Origin of the sequence: Pseudomonas sp. DCA-1, from assembly GCF_046523955.1 — a bacterium.
In the GTDB taxonomy this organism is placed as follows: Bacteria; Pseudomonadota; Gammaproteobacteria; order Pseudomonadales; family Pseudomonadaceae; genus Aquipseudomonas; species Aquipseudomonas putida_Y.
On sequence record NZ_CP169881.1, the window covers coordinates 4,089,559 to 4,106,929 of the forward strand.

The 17,371-nt window shown below is 63.9% G+C and carries 13 protein-coding genes, 1 tRNA gene and 1 pseudogene; 14 read left to right on the forward strand and 1 reads right to left on the reverse strand.

Going from position 1 to position 17,371, the window contains the following annotated elements:
- The first annotated feature begins 154 nt into the window (after positions 1-154).
- Together ACE4QZ_RS19185 and ACE4QZ_RS19190 are read left to right on the forward strand one after the other, a co-directional pair.
- Positions 155-2,728 carry a fimbria/pilus outer membrane usher protein gene (locus ACE4QZ_RS19185; RefSeq protein WP_021784796.1) on the forward strand — a complete coding sequence of 858 codons (2,574 nt, stop codon included), beginning with the start codon at positions 155-157 and terminating at the stop codon, positions 2,726-2,728.
- The gene (locus ACE4QZ_RS19190; RefSeq protein WP_028696975.1) at positions 2,728-3,816 is read left to right on the forward strand and encodes a fimbrial protein; all 1,089 of its coding nucleotides are present in this window, start codon (positions 2,728-2,730) and stop codon (positions 3,814-3,816) included. The genes ACE4QZ_RS19185 and ACE4QZ_RS19190 overlap by 1 nt, the downstream gene beginning before the upstream one ends.
- Positions 3,817-3,917: 101 nt before the next feature.
- Here ACE4QZ_RS19190 and ACE4QZ_RS19195 read toward each other — a convergent pair.
- A tRNA-Gly gene (locus ACE4QZ_RS19195) sits at positions 3,918-3,993 on the reverse strand.
- A gap of 889 nt (positions 3,994-4,882) precedes the next feature.
- On the opposite strand from ACE4QZ_RS19195, the gene ACE4QZ_RS19200 reads away from it, so the two are divergent.
- The 12 genes and pseudogenes from ACE4QZ_RS19200 (at position 4,883) to ACE4QZ_RS19255 (ending at position 17,189) form a co-directional block, all read left to right on the forward strand.
- Positions 4,883-5,638, forward strand: coding sequence for a hypothetical protein (locus tag ACE4QZ_RS19200; RefSeq protein ID WP_003460276.1), 756 nt, complete (start codon positions 4,883-4,885; stop codon positions 5,636-5,638).
- A 119-nt stretch (positions 5,639-5,757) separates the two neighbouring features.
- The gene (locus tag ACE4QZ_RS19205) at positions 5,758-5,970 is read left to right on the forward strand and encodes an AlpA family transcriptional regulator (protein ID WP_003460278.1); all 213 of its coding nucleotides are present in this window, start codon (positions 5,758-5,760) and stop codon (positions 5,968-5,970) included.
- A 43-nt stretch (positions 5,971-6,013) separates the two neighbouring features.
- On the forward strand, positions 6,014-6,889 hold the full coding sequence (locus ACE4QZ_RS19210; protein WP_011489277.1) for a ParA family protein: 876 nt from the start codon (positions 6,014-6,016) through the stop codon (positions 6,887-6,889).
- Positions 6,873-7,130 carry a hypothetical protein gene (locus tag ACE4QZ_RS19215; protein WP_003460282.1) on the forward strand — a complete coding sequence of 86 codons (258 nt, stop codon included), beginning with the start codon at positions 6,873-6,875 and terminating at the stop codon, positions 7,128-7,130. Before ACE4QZ_RS19210 ends, ACE4QZ_RS19215 begins: the two co-directional genes overlap by 17 nt.
- A complete protein-coding gene (locus ACE4QZ_RS19220; protein ID WP_011489278.1) occupies positions 7,123-8,775 on the forward strand; it encodes a ParB family protein in 1,653 nt (550 codons plus the stop codon). The genes ACE4QZ_RS19215 and ACE4QZ_RS19220 overlap by 8 nt, the downstream gene beginning before the upstream one ends.
- Before the next feature lie 15 nt (positions 8,776-8,790).
- Positions 8,791-9,351, forward strand: coding sequence for a DUF2857 domain-containing protein (locus tag ACE4QZ_RS19225; RefSeq protein WP_011489279.1), 561 nt, complete (start codon positions 8,791-8,793; stop codon positions 9,349-9,351).
- Positions 9,352-9,354: 3 nt separating this feature from the next.
- The gene (locus ACE4QZ_RS19230) at positions 9,355-10,599 is read left to right on the forward strand and encodes an STY4528 family pathogenicity island replication protein (RefSeq protein ID WP_011489280.1); all 1,245 of its coding nucleotides are present in this window, start codon (positions 9,355-9,357) and stop codon (positions 10,597-10,599) included.
- A 330-nt stretch (positions 10,600-10,929) separates the two neighbouring features.
- The gene (locus ACE4QZ_RS19235; protein WP_011489281.1) at positions 10,930-11,709 is read left to right on the forward strand and encodes a PFL_4669 family integrating conjugative element protein; all 780 of its coding nucleotides are present in this window, start codon (positions 10,930-10,932) and stop codon (positions 11,707-11,709) included.
- Positions 11,706-12,233: a DUF3158 family protein gene (locus tag ACE4QZ_RS19240; protein ID WP_003460292.1), complete on the forward strand. Its 528-nt coding sequence runs from the start codon at positions 11,706-11,708 to the stop codon at positions 12,231-12,233. The genes ACE4QZ_RS19235 and ACE4QZ_RS19240 overlap by 4 nt, the downstream gene beginning before the upstream one ends.
- Positions 12,234-12,306: 73 nt before the next feature.
- Positions 12,307-12,747 carry a single-stranded DNA-binding protein gene (locus ACE4QZ_RS19245; protein ID WP_011489282.1) on the forward strand — a complete coding sequence of 147 codons (441 nt, stop codon included), beginning with the start codon at positions 12,307-12,309 and terminating at the stop codon, positions 12,745-12,747.
- Between the two features lie 278 nt (positions 12,748-13,025).
- Positions 13,026-15,038, forward strand: coding sequence for a DNA topoisomerase III (locus tag ACE4QZ_RS19250; protein ID WP_011489283.1), 2,013 nt, complete (start codon positions 13,026-13,028; stop codon positions 15,036-15,038).
- Positions 15,039-15,574: 536 nt separating this feature from the next.
- Positions 15,575-17,189: pseudogene (locus tag ACE4QZ_RS19255) on the forward strand (DNA cytosine methyltransferase).
- Positions 17,190-17,371 lie beyond the last annotated feature (182 nt).

Sequence of the window (17,371 nt, forward strand, 5' to 3'; positions counted from 1 at the left end):
ACATTACCTCACCCCCGCCCCGCCTAACCTAGCGCCCTCGAACTCGGCGTACACCGTCTTTTGAAGCACCCCTGCGCCGCTGCTCGCTTCACAACACAGCCACCCCACCGGTACTGCCTTGGCACTGACCGGTAGCGCAGCTCAGGACCCCCCAATGCCTCGACTCGATCGGCGCAGGCACCTGCCATCACGCCTACGCCTTGCCCCGCTTTCGCCACTGCTGGGTGCCTTTGTGACCTTGGCACCCGCCACCTCCACGCTTGCCGAAACCTCACCTGTCACGTTCCAGGCAGGCTTCATGCGCCAGCCCCCCGGCCAGGCGACGGATGCCGGGGCAGTGGCGCTGCAGAGCCTGGCTGCACATACCCCGCTACCAGCAGGGCGCTATCGCGTTGCCCTGCTGGTAAACCTTGCCCCCATCGAAGAGCGGGAGCTGGAGTTCCATGCCGCTGCCAATGGTAGTGGCCTGCAACCCTGCCTGACCGGCGACGTGTTGCGTGCCCTGGACCTGCGCGAGCAAGCGCTTGAGACAGCCCTGCCCGAGGATGATAGCTGTGTCGACCTGGCAACCCTGATCCCGCAGGCCAGTGTCGACTTCGACCCGGCGCAGTTGCGCCTGTCGTTGTCGATCCCACAGGTTGCCCTGCGCCAGGACCGCTCGGGCAACGTGCCGCAAGAGCGCTGGGACGCGGGCATCAATGCAGCGTTCGTCAACTATCAGGTATCGGCCCAGCACAGCAGCCTGCGCGAAGGGCGCAACACAAGCAGCCAAGACCTCTACCTGAACAGTGGGATCAACCTGGGTGCCTGGCGCCTGCGCAGCCAACAGGCACTGCGCCAGGGCGATGACGGTACACGGCAATGGAGCCGCAGCGACACCTACGCCCAGCGTGACCTGCCCGGCCTGCGCGCGAACCTCACCCTGGGCGAAACCTTTACCGGCAGCGATGTGTTTCGCAGCTTTGCTTTTTCTGGCGTGCGCCTGGCCTCCGACCAGGAGATGCTCTCCGATACCCTGCAGCAATATGCTCCGGTCATCCGCGGTGTTGCACAAACTCGGGCGAAGATCGAAGTGCTGCGCAACGGCTTCCCGATCTATTCCAGCTATGTAGCCCCGGGACCGTATGCCATCGACGACCTCAGCGTCGGTGCCGGTCACGGTGAGCTGGAGGTGGTGGTGACCGAAAGCGATGGGCAGGTCAGCCGCTTCATCCAGCCCTATTCATCGCTGGGGAGCCTGCTACGCGAAGGGGTGTGGCGCTATACGGGCACCGCTGGCCGCTACAACGGTGCCGAACACCTCGACAAGCCAGGGTTCTGGCAAACCACCCTGGCCCGCGGCGGCACCTGGAACAGCACGCTTTATGGCGGCCTGCTGGCCAGTGACTACTATCGCGCCTACGCACTGGGGGCGGCCCGCGACTTCGCTGACCTGGGTGCGTTGTCGCTGGACGTCACCCAGGCGAGCACCGACCTGGGTGGTTCGCTGGGGCAAGTGCAGGGGCACAGCGTTGCCCTGCGCTATGGCAAAAGTTTCCAGACCCGCACCAGCCTGCGCTTTGCCGGCTACCGCTACTCCACCGAGGGCTACCGCGACTTTGACGAAGCCGTCCTGCAACGCAATAGCGCTTCGCGGTTTGCCGGTAGCCGGCGCAGCCGCCTGGAAGCCTCGGCATACCAGACCATGGGCCAAAGCAGCTCGCTGAGCCTGACCCTGTCGCAAGAAGACTACTGGCGCAGCGACTACCAGCGTCGTCAGTTCCAGCTGCAGTACAACACACGCCTGGGTGACCTCGGGGTCAATCTCTTCGCTTCGCAATCACTGAGCGAACGCAATACCGACAGCAGGATGTTCGGGCTGAGCCTGAGCCTGCCACTGGACTTCGGCCGCCGGCAGACCACCCGTTTCGACCTGCAACGCGTCAACGGCCAGTATAGCGAGCGCGCCAGCCTGCAAGGCGGTTTGCTGGATGACCGCCTCAGTTACTATGCGGCGCTGGCCAACGACCAGAACAACCGCAAGAGCGGCAACCTATCGCTTGCCTACCAGGGCAGCAAGGCCAGTTATGGCGTAGGTTACAGCGAGGGCAGCAACTATCGCACCCTGTCGCTGAACGCCAGTGGCTCGATGCTGGCCCATGCCGACGGCATCACCTTCGGCAGCTACATGGGGGAGACCACGGCGCTTGTACACGTACCCGACGTCGCCGATCTCGGCATGCAGAATGCCACTTCGACACGGACAGATGCCGATGGATACCTGCTGGTCCCATACCTGCGCCCCTATCGGGTCAATTCACTGGTACTCGACACCGACCAACTGCCCCCCGAAGTGGTCATCGAAAATGGCAGCCAGCAAGTGGTTCCACGCCGAGGTGCAGTGGTCAAGGCCCGCTTCGACGCACGCCGGGTGGTGCGCATGGTGCTCACGCTGCAACACCCCGACGGCCGCCCACTGCCGTTCGGCGCCGACGTCAGCGATGAGCAAGGCAAGTCACTGGCCGTGGTCGGCCAGGCTGGGCAAACCCTGCTGGCAAGCACCCAGCAAGGTCCGCAACACCTGACGGTACGCTGGCAGGACGACGGTAATCAACACTGCCAGGTTGCGGTGAACCCGCAGAACCTGCCACTGCTCGATGGCTTCCGCATGCAAACGCTGCAATGCCTGCCCGTATCGGTTGACGACACCAAACCGGCATCTGCCGACGACTCACAGGAACACGCCTAATGACCCCGCCCCACACCCGCCGCCTGCGCCTGCTTGCCTTAACCCTCTGCAACCTCATGCCCTGGCTGGCGGCGACCAGCGCGCAGGCCAACTGCAGCTGGGGCGCCGGCAGCGCAACCTACATGACCTTCAAAAACCAGAAGGTCAGTTTTTCGATCCCGCGCGATGCACCCGTCGGGACGCTCATCGGCGAGGCCAGTCTATACGCTAAAAATGACCAAGGGGCGACCTTGACCTGCTTCTATAACGCTGCCACCCCAGTCACTGCCAGGCTGCCCAACAGCGCACCACCGTTCGTCGGCAGCCTGCCCCTCATGGGCAACAAGAACGTGGATGGCATGGTGATGCAGACCAACATCAAGGGCGTGGGCGTTGCCATCGATCTTGGCTTCCCCTTCAATGGCAGTGCCGACAACACCTTCACGCCCGACGCAGGCACTGGCATCCCCTACACAGGGACCATGACCAAGCCGACCTCGTTTAGCCTGCCACTGGACGCAATCCGCGGCAAGGCCAGCTTCATCAAGATTGGCGATATCGACCCTGGGCCGCAAGAGGTCGACGTGGAGGTGTTTCATGGTTTCATCCATGACTTAGGCAAAGTCATGGATTACAAGGTCCAGGCCACCATCACCCGCGCGCAGTGCTCCCTGGCAGGAAACCAGGTGAATCCCGGCCTTGTGAACATGGGGGAATACAGCATCGATGACTTCAAGGGGGTCGGCACGCCCCTAAATTCCGTTCCATTCCAGATCACCCTCAACAACTGCGTGGACAGCAGTGCCCCGGGTACCAAGCGTGCGGATATCCATCTGATGCTGGATACCAGCCAAGGCTCAGTCCCCATCGACCCCACCGAAGGCGTGTTCAGCATACTCCCGGGATCAGGCAGCGCCGACGGCGTCGGCATCCAGATACTGCACAGCGACAACACTACACCGATGCCCCTGCAGTCCGAGCAGTTGATCAAGGAACTGGATATTGGCCAAACCGTGCTGCATTTCAATGCCCGCTACGTGCAGACCGAGGCCCGGGTGACACCTGGCGTGGCCGCTGGCGCGCTGAACTTCACCGTTCACTACCGTTGAACAGTGCAAGCCCCTGAACAAGGGGCTTTAGCACAGGGTTGTATCGGGGTGAAATCGAGACGAAAAAAAAGGGACCTGAGGTCCCTTTTTTATCTTACGTTTGGAGCGGGAAACGAGACTCGAACTCGCGACCCCGACCTTGGCAAGGTCGTGCTCTACCAACTGAGCTATTCCCGCATTGTGAAACTTTACCGCTTTTGGCGTGAAGCGCCTTGACGACCTTCACCACCACTGCACCGCATAGACGCCACAGTATTTAAACTGGAGCGGGAAACGAGACGTTTACTAGGGCAGTAAGTCGTTGATTCCCAAGCTCTTTCTTCGCCGAGGTGGCCAGCGAAGACCTAGATTGTAGCCTATTTTTTCGTCCCCGCCAACAAAGATCGTCCAAAGAGTTCCACTGGCATCCATAGACCCACACCCAGCACACCAGACCCGCAGTCGTCACAACGTCATCGGCGACGGTCTCGAACTGGCCGCCCGTGCCCCTGCTCTCAGTTCCCGCATCCGCTTCCGCGATGACGCCCAGGCCGATCCTCTCGGTGCCGGCCCAGTTCGGATGCCATCTACGAGCCGCATGCAACGCGCATTGCATTGCCCGTCTGCGCAAGCAAGTCACGCAGGAAGAACGCGCACCCTAGCCGTGGCGCGTCAGCACGCGATTCTTTATCGGTATATCAGGATGCCAGGGCGGGTATGACAGGCGTGGATTCGCCCAGTTTTCCTAGACCTTGGACAACGACCACCATCTCGTCGCGCCTTGTGAAACCGCTGGCATATAAGGCCATACCGAGACAGATTTGCAGAATCCGCAACTTATTACGACGCTGATAGCGTGAGCGTCACTGTCGAGCCTACGTCCCGATGCTCGACCTTCTAGCGGCCGATGAATTTTTGCACATTGGGCACATGACAGCCACCGGTAAAAGCGCACTGGTGAGAAGTGCTCAAGCACCCATAACGGACCGGGCCTCGGGGCTCGTTTCCTACACAGACAACTGCCCGACCACGGGGTCGGCGTCAAAGGAGTCGGCCATGTAGTTCTTCTCCTGGAAGGAGACGGAGCATGCACGAGAACAAGAATGATGCACCAACATCAAAGGTGTTCTACCGCCCGATCGAAGCGTCCATCCGCTGGGCTGGGCTGCTGCGATACGAGCAGGTGATCCTGGCCTCGGTTTTATCGCCAAGGAATCTGCCACAGTCGTTGGATTGCCCGCGCTGGGGCGAACTGCGGCTATACACCGACCGAATCTACGACGGCATCCTCAATGGGGAACTGCCCTTCGGGCAGAACGGCATCACAACACGCGATACCGCACTGATCGAGTCCCTTGATCTGACGGTTCGCCACGTCGATCTGAAGCGATGGATGCGCCAGCACTACCCCGAGCAGCGGCCCGGCTTTCTCTTCTCTCGCAGCGAACGCATCGCCCATCCCGTCATCTCCCTGGAGACCGGCCAAGCCATGCTGGTCGAGCGATTGGCCCTCAAATCCGCTCTGGAGCAGTGCAAGCGCCAAATGCGCGAGCTGCAAGAACAGCACGACGCGCTACTCAAGCAGTCCACGGTCATTCCCGCCTGCGCGCAATGCCCCATCAGCGACCGGGCCGAGGCCACCTACCTCCACATCATCGGCACCATGCTGGAACTGATGCTCGGCCAATCTCCGTCGGGCACACCGTATTCCAGTTTCAATAGCCAGGAGGCTATCGCTACCGCGATGATCGCGCATCACGGCGAACTCATGGGCATTACCGATCGCACGCTGCAAGCCAAGTTTGCACAAGCCCGCCGCAAGCTGCGGGCCGCCGTTTCCTGATATTTGCAAGCCCGAATCTGCGGTCACGGAAACCGCATTTACGGTGGCCTGAGACAGAAGTCGACATTTGAATAGGTGTCACGCCAACAAACGCCACTGAGCGTTCAGGAGTGACCGCCATGTCGCAGATACCTGTACTACCGCCCAACGAGCGCCGCATCTTGCGTCTCGATGAAGTCGAGGCCAAGTCCGGCTTCAAGCGTGCCCACATCTACAACCTGATGCGTGCCGGCAAGTTCCCCCAGGCGCTGCGTCTGGGCGTGCGTGCAGTGGGCTGGGATTCGGTCGAGATCGACCAGTGGATCGCCGAACGTCTCAACAATCGCACCTGAGCGGCTCTCCCTCGGAATTCCCTATCCCTAGACGGAGAGCGCCATGCAGGTTGTATCCATCATCTCGACCAAGGGCGGCGTCGGCAAAACGACCACCGCAGCCAACCTCGGCGGTCTTGCCGCCGACGCGGGCTTGCGCGTACTGCTGCTCGACCTCGACGTGCAGCCCACGTTGTCGTCCTATTACGAACTGGCCCACCGCGCGCCCGGTGGCATCTACGAGCTGCTGGCCTTCAACGAGCGCGATCTCGACCGGCTCGTGTCCCGCACGAGCATCGCGGGCCTGGACCTAGTGCTCTCCAACGACCACCGAGGCGAACTGAACACCTTGCTGCTGCATGCGCCGGACGGGCGCCTGCGGTTACGCCATCTGTTGCCGGTGCTGGCGCCTCTCTATGACCTGCTGTTGATCGACACCCAGGGCGCGCGCAGCGTCTTGCTGGAGATGGCCGTGCTCGCGTCCGATCTTGCGCTGTCGCCCGTGACCCCGGAAATCCTCGCGGCCCGCGAGTTGCGGCGCGGCACCATGCAGTTGCTGGAGGACATCGCGCCGTACCGACACCTCGGCATCGAACCGCCGCCGCTGCACCTGCTCATCAACCGCGTCCACCCCGTGTCCGCCAACGCGCGGCTGATCCAGCAGGCCCTGCGCGACCTGTTCCAGGAGCATGCTGGCATCCGTGTGCTGGCTACTGACGTGCCGGCTATCGAAGCCTATCCGCGCGCTGCGACCCGCGGCCTGCCGGTGCATCGCGTCGAGTACCGACAGCCACCGGGCAGAGTCGCGCCAGCCGCTCTCGACACCATGCGCGCCCTTGCCAGCGAGTTGTTCCCGCAATGGCAGGATCAATTGGCCTTCGTGTCCGGCCGCCAGCAGCGTCCTTCTGAGACTGGGAGGCAGCATGGCAAGCGCACATGAACTGGCCCGCGGCCACAAGCGGCTACGCGTCCTGATCGAATTTGCGATCAGCGAAGGCTGGCACGTCAAACGCACACCGGGTGGACACCTCAAGTTCACCAAGGTCGGCTGCGCCGCGATCTACACCAGCTCGACCGCGAGCGACCACCGGGCGACCCTCAACGCCCGCGCGCAGATCCGCCGTGCCGAGCGCCAGGCCCAAGCCCAGGCCGCGAGCGTAAAGGAATGCGGCCATGGCTGATATGAGGTCCCAGGACATGGCTGGCAAGCTGCTTGCCGCCGGGTTCGAACGTAGCGGTCCATCCGCCACCGCCTTGAGCGACCCGATTGTCGACACGCCGATGGTCGTGACGTTGGACCAGTTGCGTCCCTACGATCACGATCCACGCAAGAAGCGCAATTCCGCCTACGAGGAAATCAAGGCTTCCATCCGTGAACGCGGCCTGGATGCGGCGCCGGCCATCACGCGCCGTCCAGGCGAAGATCACTACATCATCCGCAACGGCGGCAACACGCGGCTGGCGATCCTGCGTGAACTCTGGTCGGAGACCAAGGACGAGCGATTCTTCCGCATATCGTGCTTGTTCCGCCCCTGGCCCGCACGTGGCGAGATCGTCGCATTGACCGGGCACCTTGCGGAGAACGAGCTACGCGGCGGCCTGACGTTCATCGAGCGAGCCCTCGGCGTCGAGAAAGCGCGTGAGTTCTACGAAGAGGAAAGCGGCACCACGCTGAGCCAGTCCGAACTGGCTCGCCGCCTGGCCGCCGATGGCTACCCGGTACAGCAGTCGCACATCAGCCGCATGGTCGATGCGGTCCGCTATCTGCTGCCCGCGATCCCGACCGTGCTCTATGGCGGATTGGGCCGCCACCAGGTCGAGCGGCTATCGGTCATGCGCAAGGCCTGTGAGCGCACCTGGGAGCAGTACGCCAAAGGCCGCTCTCTTCCTCTGGATTTCGACGGCTTCTTTCAGGAAGTGCTGTCGCAATTCGACACGCAGGCTGACGAGTTTTCGCCGCAGCGAGTGCAAGACGAGCTGATCGGCCAGATGTCCGAATTGCTGGGCATCGACTACGACGTCCTGGCGCTGGACCTGACCGAATCGGAGAGCCGTCACCGTGCGTTGGTCAGCGACCCGACGCCGCCATCGGCGCCGCCCGCATTGCCTGAGCCTGGGGCCATCGCGCGATCGCCGGTTGAATCAGCACCATCCACTATCACGCCTGCACCACGTCCAGGCCATGCAGCGGCCGCGCCTACGCGGCGCGAGGACGACACGGCCCCGAGGGAGGCCTCCGCGGCCAGCCCTACGGCAGGGGTCGGCGATTTGCTTCAGGAGCACATCATCTCCCCGGCACCAACGACGGAGCGGCTCCAGTCCATCCAGCGCATGGTCGCCGATCAGTTAGGCGACGCGCTACCGCCCGATTTCTCAGCCAACGTATTGCAGTCGATTCCAGTGCAGGCCGGTGGCCTCTATCCCATCTCGGACATCTGGTATATCGACCCTGGACTGGATACGCCCGATCGGCTACGCATCCACATCGCGCAGTTCGCGCGCGAGATCGCAGGCGAGGCCGAGCTGGACGAGTACGTCGCGGATCGTCCCGATGGCATCGGGTTCGCGTGCCGCGCCCAGGCACGGCCTTCGTCGCCCCTGGGACGCGCCGTGCTCGCGCTGCTGGTTTCTCTGGCCGGTCAGACGCCGGCCGACGTCGGCTTGGACAGCGGGCAAATCGTCACCGACCTGCCGGCACTGCTGCACGGCCAGGACGATGCGGCCTTGCGATTGAGCGACACCGCGCTGGTCAAGCTGTTCCGACTGCTGCGGTTGGCCCGACGCCTCCTGGACCTGGAAGCCGGCGCTGTCGGTTCTGGGACCTGAACGAGGGTTGCCAGCATGTCCGCACCGAACCCACTCAATCAGGCCGTCCTCGCCCAGGCGCTCTACGACCTGCGCAACGGCCAATTGCGTCGATGCAAGGCGATGGGGTTCGGGGAGGAAGAGTTGGATGCGCTCAAGCATCCAGCGCTCATCAGCGTATTGGCCAATGCCAACGTCTCCTGGTGCTCTGTCTCCGTGAACCGCGAAGTGCTCCGACGCTTGCTCAAGCAGGCGCAGGACGTGGAGAAGGAGATCGCCACCGTCGATCGCATGCTGCGCCTGGGCGCCAGTACGGAAATGGTGAGTCGCTTCTACGGGCTTACGCATCAGGAAGTCGCGCTACGACGCGAAGTTCTCGGTCTGCCCAAACGCAAGGGGCGCCATCCGGTTCTGGACGAGGAGCAGGACACGGAACTGTGGCGGCGCTGGAAGGCCGTGACCAGCAGCAGGAATGTCGATCTGGAGGACGAAACCTCGGTCCTTGATGCGGCAATGGACCTCGCCGAAGGCATGGAACTGCCGCTGTCGGTGGTCTGGGCTGCGATCAAAGGCTGGATCGATCAAGGATTGGGTTGAGTTATGGCCGTGGATGACTCAGCACCACGAGCATCACGCCATGGCCCCGTCGCCCTCGCTGATCTGTTCAACAGCGCGCTGAAAGACCTTGCGCCCAAACCCCGGGCGCCCGCATCCGCACCTGCATCTGCACCGTCGCCTGGGTCAACATCTGGTGACGGTTTCCTTTTCAGCGGCAATCGTCACGAGAGCGTGCCGCGGCGGCTCTTTCTCGACCGACGCCTGACACCGCTGGAGCGCAATGCGTGGCAAGTGTTTCGGATGATGCTCAACGAGGATGGCGTCACTGCGTTTCCGACATATGAGCAACTTCGGCCATGGCTCGCGTCAACACCCTGCGCTGGACAAGCCTCCCACGAGACCGTCGCACGCGCGCTGACGCTGTTGCGCCTGACACGCTGGTTGAGTCTCGTGCGGCGCAGACGCGACCCCAAGACCGGCCGTATTCTCGGCAACCTCTATGTTCTGCACGACGAGCCCTTGACTCCATTCGAGGCGATGCAGCTCGACGCAGACTACTTGCAGCTCGTCAGCCAGGCTCTGGGCCACTCGGCCAAGGCCGTTCAGGTCGTGGGTCTGCACACCCTCAAGGAGATCGCCGAAGACCCGTTGCTGTCCGGCCGCACGCTGCCCTCGCGGCTGCAGGTCCTTGCCGAACGCCTCGCCAGCCAGGGCATCGGGACGCAAGAGAGTTATCCACAGGAGGACATGGTTCACGATTCCGAAGAAGGGGCTCCAAGCCTTCTTCGGAATCCCGAGCACCCGTCTTCGGAATCCGAAGCAGGGCCGAAACCCGCGTCAGACGGCTCTCTTCGGAATCCGAAGCAGGACCGTACTGTACGTAGTAGTCGTATTAATGAAGTACGTACTACCGCGCGCGAGCGTGGGCAGGTGCGCGCGATGCAAGGTGTCCGCTTGCCTGATCGCTTCCTTGGTTTGAAAGAAGAGCAGCAGGCCGGGGCGATGGTGGCATTGCAGCAGGTCGATGTCCCGCTGCGTCAGGCCGTGCTGGACGAATGGGCCGATCGTTGTCGCGGCAACACCATCCGCAACCCGGCCGGCTACCTGTTCGGCATCATCCAGCGCGCCATCCGTGGCGAGTTCAACGCGTGGGCCAAGCAGGCTGGCGCGACAGCACCCCCCACCGCCGCGCGAGATGCGCCGTCTGAGGCACCACGCAATGTGGTTCCACCCGAGGTGGCCAAACAGCACATCGAACGGCTGCGTGACCTTCTGCGCAAGAGCTGATCGTTACGAGCGGCATGGTCATGAAGCAGACATCCGTGGCCGTCAGTAGAGCTATCCCCAGGGGATAGATGTAATGCAAGGCGTAACGCCGACAGGTACGGCCCGGTACTTTCGTCCACCGCACTGCGATGGCGCCGGTTTCAGGAGCGACGCTGACATTCGCGCGAACAGTGCTCCATGGCGTTTGATGGAGCTATCCCCTGGGGATAGCTCGTGCCTCGGGCTGGCACTGCCATGACAACCGGGGACTGATTCATTTCGGTTTGTTGACTGACTGCCTTCCGTTGCGTGTCGATCCTGACGGCTCCTTTTCCACAGCGGGCGGTCACCATGGCAACCAACGAACCTTTACAACTCAATCTCGGCTCCTTGCGCAGCGCGATGTCGCTGACGCTTCACACCCACCACGCCTCGCGCATCTGGCATGGGCGTGCCGCCGCTGAGGGGCGGCCGGGCATTGTCGGGCTCAACGGCTACATCGCCGTGATGAACAAGATGAAGCGCGGATCGGAGCAAGACGACCCGTACAGCGACTGGTGGATGTTGCGCATCGAGGAAAAGCTCGACCAGACCAAATCCACGCTGCAATCGCTGCGCGAGCAAGTTGACCAGGCGCTGGCCGGCGTACCCGCAGCATTGAGCCTGGGCGAAAACCTCAACGTGCAGCCGGTGAAGCTCCCCTTATTTGTGAACGCGCAGCTCGGCTTCGCGGCGGTCTATCTCCTGGCCGACTACGACGACATCGCCCGCAAGTTGATCCTCGCCCATCACACCGCGCTGATCGATCGCTCGACATTGGAGCGATGGCTCAACGAAGGCGCCCACGCGCTGCGCAGCCTGTTCAGTCTGGCGCAGCAGTACCGCTACTCGGGCTGCACCCGGGACGACTTCGCGGCCAAAAATGCCGCAGCACGGGCGGCGCTGGAGAAGTTCGGCGAACTGCCCCAGGAGGTGCTCGAAGGCACACGCCGTTCGAAGTTTGCGCCGCCCATCGCGCGCCGTGGCCTGCAACAGCGCAGCGATGGTTCTGCCGCAGCGCCTCCGTCCGGCGATGAAGCCATCACCGCCGAGCCATCCGAAACCGCAGCCGGTGAGGACGAACCGGCATGAGCGATCTGAACCAACCGATCCGCTACTTCCGGGGCCTGCAACAGGAAGCCTTCATGCGGCTGGAACACGCGGCCTCTCTAAAAGGCCTTTTAAAGCCTTTTAAAGGTAAAGGGGACTTCGAGGCCTGGGCCAGCCAGTGCTTCGCCATGCGCGACGAACTGATTGGCTTGGCGCAGCGACAGGTGCTGCAACAGGCAGTCGGGCATCCCTTCCACCTGCTACCCATCGAGCTGGCCCAGCAGACAACTGGCGCGGGAACGACGTTCCTTCGCTGGCGCAAGCACGACCGCTCGGCCATGGGCGTAGCCCTGTGGCAGGAGCTGATGGCGAGCACCAGCACGCCGGCCAACCTGCTGGCCGACCTGCACGCGATCGAGCTGCAGCGCATCACGTTGAACATGCAGATCAGCCTGCTGCACACCTTGGGCAGGCAGGCGCAGGAATGCGCCAGCAAAGCGGCCGAGGCAGACAACGCCTACCTGCGCCGGCTCACGTCCACCCCACCCGCAATGCGCGATCGGTGATTGCGCCAGCCATCCCAGCACGCGCCCGGCGCCGACGAGGCACGGGTATTTCAACCACCACGGAGATCACACCATGAGCACGCATTTTTCTGGCGAAGGCAACATCGGCTCGCCACCGGAGTACCGCGAATTCCCCAATGGCAACGACGAGCCCACCCGCCTGCTGCGCCTGAACGTCTATTTCGACAACCCCGTTCCCAAGAAGGATGGCACCTTTGAGGACCGTGGCGGCTTCTGGGCGCCGGTGGAAATCTGGCACCGCGACGCCGAGCACTGGCAGCGCCTCTACCAGAAGGGTATGCGGGTGCTGGTGATCGGCCGCATGGAGCGCGAGCCTTGGACGGACAACGAAGATCAGCCACGCGAGACCTGGCAAGTCAACGCGCGCAGCGTCGGCATTCTGCCGTACCGCATCGAGTCTGTGGTCCTCAGCCCGAAGCCACAGGAGGCAGAACCGAAGCCGCAGGCCGACCAGGAATCGACCGCGCCGAAAGAGACGAAGCGCAGGAAGTGACCCGGCACGGAGGGCGGCTGCCGCGGTGCTTAGCCGCCCTCCATGTGCCGCGAGCTATCCCCAGGGGATAGCTCCATCAACGTCCACTGACTTCCACGCGTACCCGCGAATCGCCGCTCCCGACCCGCATACCTCCGGCCACTCGCCATCCCCGCACAAGCCCTTCCATCCGTGAAAGCGGTCGCCGCCGCGTGCCGCTTGTTTGCTGCTGCTCCTGGTGGTGCTCGGCATGCTCGATCCCAGCAACTCCATGAACCACGGGAATCGGATGGACGGATATGCGGCTGTTCTTGTGCGAGAAGCCCTCCCAGGGCAAAGACATTGGCCGGATTCTCGGCGCCACGCAGCGCGGTGAAGGCTGTCTCAACGGTTCCGGCGTCACTGTCACCTGGTGCATCGGCCATCTCGTAGAAGCCGCTGCGCCCGAAGCCTACGACGAGCAGTTGAAGCGCTGGTCCATTGAGCAGTTGCCCATCATTCCCCAGAATTGGCGGGTCGAGGTCAAACCGAAGACCGCCACGCAATTCAAGGTCGTCAAGGCGCTTCTGGCGAAGGCGACCCAGCTTGTCATCGCCACCGATGCCGACCGCGAAGGCGAGTTGATCGCTCGCGAGATCATCGAACTGTGCGGCTACCGCGGCCCCATCGAGCGGCTATGGTTGTCGGCACTCAACGATGCGTCCATCCGCGCCGCACTGGGCAAGCTCAGGCCATCGGCCGAGACGCTGCCGATGTACTACTCGGCGCTGGCACGATCGCGGGCCGACTGGCTCGTGGGAATGAACCTCAGCCGCCTGTTCACCGTGCTCGGTCGACAAGCGGGCTACGACGGCGTGCTGTCGGTCGGCCGCGTGCAGACACCGACGCTCAAGCTCGTGGTGGACCGCGACCGCGAAATTGCGGCCTTCGTGTCCGTACCGTACTGGGCCATCGACGTGTCCCTGTCCGCAAGCGGCCAGTCTTTCACCGCGCAATGGGTTCCGCCCGATGCCTACACCGACGACACGGGCCGCTGCCTGCAGCAGCCGGTCGCACAGCGGGCCGCGCAGCAGATTCGCGGCGCGGGCAGCGCGCAGGTGGTGTCGGTCGAGACCGAGCGCGTGCGCGAAGGCCCGCCGCTGCTGTTCGACCTGGGCACCTTGCAGGAGGTTTGTTCCAAGCAACTTGGGCTGGACGTGCAGGAAACCCTGGAGATCGCCCAGGCCCTGTACGAGACGCACAAAGCCACGACGTACCCGCGCTCGGATTCCGGCTATCTGCCCGAAAGCATGTTCGCCGAGGTGTCCACGGTTCTCGACAGTCTGCTCAGGACCGATCCCTCGCTGCGCCCGATCATGGACCAGCTCGACCGCTCCCAGCGCTCGCGTGCATGGAATGACGGCAAGGTCACGGCGCACCACGGCATCATTCCGACGCTCGAACCAGCGAACCTCTCGGCCATGAGCGAGAAGGAGTTGGCGGTGTACCGGCTGATCCGGGCGCATTACCTCGCGCAGTTCCTCCCTCACCACGAGTTCGATCGCACCGTGGCGAACCTAGCCTGCGGCCAGCAGAAACTGGCGGCCACGGGCAAGCAGGTCGTGGTGAAGGGCTGGCCCCTGGTACTGACCGAGCCTCAGCCCGACGAGGACGGCGACGCTGCGGCGCGCAGCCAGGTGCTTCCCGCGCTGCGCGAGGGCTTGGCATGTCTGGTGGCCGACGTCGATCTGAAGGCGCTCAAGACGCTGCCACCCAGGCCGTACACGCAGGGCGAACTTGTCAAATCCATGAAGGGAGTCGCCAAGCTGGTGACGGACCCGCGCCTGAAGCAGAAGTTCAGGGACACGGTCGGCATCGGCACCGAAGCGACGCGAGCCAACATCATCAGCGGCCTGATCGCACGCGGCTATATCGTGAAGAAGGGGCGCGCCATCCGCGCATCCGATGCTGCTTTCACACTGATCGACGCCGTGCCCGCGGCGATCGCCGACCCTGGCACTACCGCTGTCTGGGAACAGGCGCTCGACATGATCGAAGCTGGACAGCTTACGCTGGACGTATTCATCGGAAAGCAGGCTGCATGGATTTCGCAGTTGATCGCGCAGTACAGCATCGCGTCCCTGTCCATCAAGGTTCCCCAAGGGCCGGCATGCCCGCAGTGCGGCGCACCCACGCGTCAGCGCAGCGGCAAGAGCGGCCCGTTTTGGTCGTGCAGTCGTTACCCCGACTGCAAAGGCACGCTGCCGGTCGAATCCGGCACGTCCAAGCGCGGTGCCTCGCGCCCGCACCGCAGCGGCCGCCAAGGTTCCTGACCCGACCCCGTTCCCCGTGAGCCGTGCCCGCCATCGGCGGCGTGGCCCTTGTCCCGCACGCCCTGCGGGACGCCCAGCGCGCAACGCCTTCTTGATCCGTGCGCGCGTCCCGCCTGGCCGCTCCGGCCACGGGACCTGAAGGTAGCTTCTCCGCGAACCGCATCCCGCGCGTTCTGCTGATCTGCATTTCTTCCGCCCACTGCGAAGGGTCTCCCGATGGCTTGTCGAACTGCACGAGCCACCCGGAGACCGTTCGTGGTCAGCGGTATTCGGTGCCGGTGCCCGCCGGCGCAAAAACGGGCTCCCTTTGTGCGCGGATGTGCGCCAGACGATGCCGGCCCCAGCCACGACATGGGCCGGGTGTGATTGCTGACAGCAGACGGTTTTAGCGACGACCGGGCCTGCCAATCAGCCCACGGGTGGTTCCTCTTTCCTCCCGAGCCGAAGGCCGCAGGGCCTTCGGCGCCTTTCTCCTGCCCATCAATGTCCCGGCCCCCCGCCCAACGGCCCTGGGCCACACGAACAGGAGACCCGACATGAACCCCCATCCTTGCCCCCCAACACACGGCAGGCCGCGCAACGCGCCGCTGCTCTACGGCAGCGTGTGCAGCGGCATCGAGGCCGTGAGCCTCGCCTGGCAACCCCTCGGCCTCGAAGCTGCGTGGTTCGCTGAGATCGAGCCGTTCCCGAGCGCCGTGCTCGCCCATCGTTACCCCCACGTGCCCAACCTGGGCGACATGACTGCGATCGCCCGCCAGGTGCGCGCCGGCACCGTGCCGGCGCCCGACATCCTGGTCGGCGGCACACCGTGCCAGTCGTTCAGCGTTGCAGGTAGCCGTCGTGGGCTGGACGACCCGCGCGGAGCCCTTTCCCTTGCCTATGTGGAGCTTGCCAATGCCATCGACCAAACCCGCCAACAAGACCGCCGCCCGGCGGCCACGCTCGTCTGGGAAAACGTCCCCGGCGTCCTCAACGACCGCAGCAATGCCTTCGGGCATTGCCTTCGGGCATTTCCTGGGCGCACTGGCCGGAGAAGGCTGTGCGCTCCAACCGCCAGGGGAAAAATGGGCGCACGCAGGTTGTGTGTCTGGACCCCGGCGCCGCATCGCCTGGCGCGTGCTCGACGCTCAATATTTCGGTGTCGCCCAACGCCGCAAGCGTGTGTTTCTTGTGGCAAGTGGTGGAGATGGCCTCGATCCCGTCGAAGTACTTTTTGAGCGCACAGGCCTGCTCGGGGATTCTTCTGCGGGCAGCGCGCCGTGGCAAGAAGCTGCCCGTGCTGCTGGATCGGGTGCTGAAGCAGCAGGCGGATACGCAGGACTGAAGCAGCCCTACGGCACGGTCACGATGACCTTCGGATTCAGTGGCGGCACCGGCCCCGTCGATGTGGCGGCATGTCTCATGGCCGCAGGCCCCAAGCACGACATCCGCACGGAGACGTTCATGGTGCAGTCGATCGCCGGCAGCATCGCCCACACCCTCGACACTGCCAACGGCGGCAAGGGCAGCAGCGAAGACGGTACGGGCAAGGGTGTGCCGATCATCGCTTTCACCGCGCAGGGCAGCGGCGCGGATGCCACGATGGATCGGGCTCCGACGCTGCGTGCAGGTGGGCACCGCAACAGCCATGCGAACGCCGGTGTCGTGCCCGCCATCGCCTTCGCGCAGAACAACCGCGGCGAAGTGCGTTTCGAGTCGGGCCATGGGCAGGTAGCTTGCACCGTCCTTTCCAACGGCAAGCCGGGCTATGGCGTGCCGATGGTGGCCTGCGTTGCCCTGCGGGGACGGCAGCAGGGTCTTACCGCGGAACTGGGCGGCGGCGTATCGGACGCACTGCGCACCAGCGGCGGCGGCGCTGACAAGCCCCATGTGCTGGCACCCGACTTCGAGGCGCATTTCCGTTACGACTGGAGCGAGCCCGGCCCCGGCGACTGGTCGCACTGGCGGGTGCGGCGGCTAATGCCCGTGGAATGCGAGCGGCTGCAAGGCATGCCCGACGACTACACGCTGATCCCGTACCGCGGCAAGCCCGCCGCGGATGCTCCGCGCTACAAGGCAATCGGCAATTCCATGGCGGTGCCGTGCGTTGCGTGGCTTGGCCAGCGGCTGGTGCAGTGCCTGCACAAGACGGGATCGACAGCTCCGGATTGATGCACGACGTCGCCAGCGGGCCACGCCATTCTTCCTCCTGCATTGCCGACGTGTCGGCAGCAGCCAGCAGCCGGGGTGTCCAGGCTGCCGTGGGTTCTACCCGCGCCACCCACCAGTTCGCCTCGGCATCTCACCGGCGAACGCTGCCCACCGGGGCATCGATGCCTCTTTTTTTCCAACCC

What these genes read in the sequence shown, in the direction of transcription:
- ACE4QZ_RS19185 (WP_021784796.1), top strand. Translation starts at nt 155, where the DNA reads ATGCCTCGACTCGATCGGCGCAGGCACCTGCCATCACGCCTACGCCTT.
- ACE4QZ_RS19235 (WP_011489281.1), top strand. Translation starts at nt 10,930, where the DNA reads ATGGCAACCAACGAACCTTTACAACTCAATCTCGGCTCCTTGCGCAGC.
- ACE4QZ_RS19240 (WP_003460292.1), top strand. Translation starts at nt 11,706, where the DNA reads ATGAGCGATCTGAACCAACCGATCCGCTACTTCCGGGGCCTGCAACAG.
- ACE4QZ_RS19190 (WP_028696975.1), top strand. Translation starts at nt 2,728, where the DNA reads ATGACCCCGCCCCACACCCGCCGCCTGCGCCTGCTTGCCTTAACCCTC.
- ACE4QZ_RS19250 (WP_011489283.1), top strand. Translation starts at nt 13,026, where the DNA reads ATGCGGCTGTTCTTGTGCGAGAAGCCCTCCCAGGGCAAAGACATTGGC.
- ACE4QZ_RS19220 (WP_011489278.1), top strand. Translation starts at nt 7,123, where the DNA reads ATGGCTGATATGAGGTCCCAGGACATGGCTGGCAAGCTGCTTGCCGCC.
- ACE4QZ_RS19200 (WP_003460276.1), top strand. Translation starts at nt 4,883, where the DNA reads ATGCACGAGAACAAGAATGATGCACCAACATCAAAGGTGTTCTACCGC.
- ACE4QZ_RS19215 (WP_003460282.1), top strand. Translation starts at nt 6,873, where the DNA reads ATGGCAAGCGCACATGAACTGGCCCGCGGCCACAAGCGGCTACGCGTC.
- ACE4QZ_RS19245 (WP_011489282.1), top strand. Translation starts at nt 12,307, where the DNA reads ATGAGCACGCATTTTTCTGGCGAAGGCAACATCGGCTCGCCACCGGAG.
- ACE4QZ_RS19230 (WP_011489280.1), top strand. Translation starts at nt 9,355, where the DNA reads ATGGCCGTGGATGACTCAGCACCACGAGCATCACGCCATGGCCCCGTC.
- ACE4QZ_RS19205 (WP_003460278.1), top strand. Translation starts at nt 5,758, where the DNA reads ATGTCGCAGATACCTGTACTACCGCCCAACGAGCGCCGCATCTTGCGT.
- ACE4QZ_RS19225 (WP_011489279.1), top strand. Translation starts at nt 8,791, where the DNA reads ATGTCCGCACCGAACCCACTCAATCAGGCCGTCCTCGCCCAGGCGCTC.
- ACE4QZ_RS19210 (WP_011489277.1), top strand. Translation starts at nt 6,014, where the DNA reads ATGCAGGTTGTATCCATCATCTCGACCAAGGGCGGCGTCGGCAAAACG.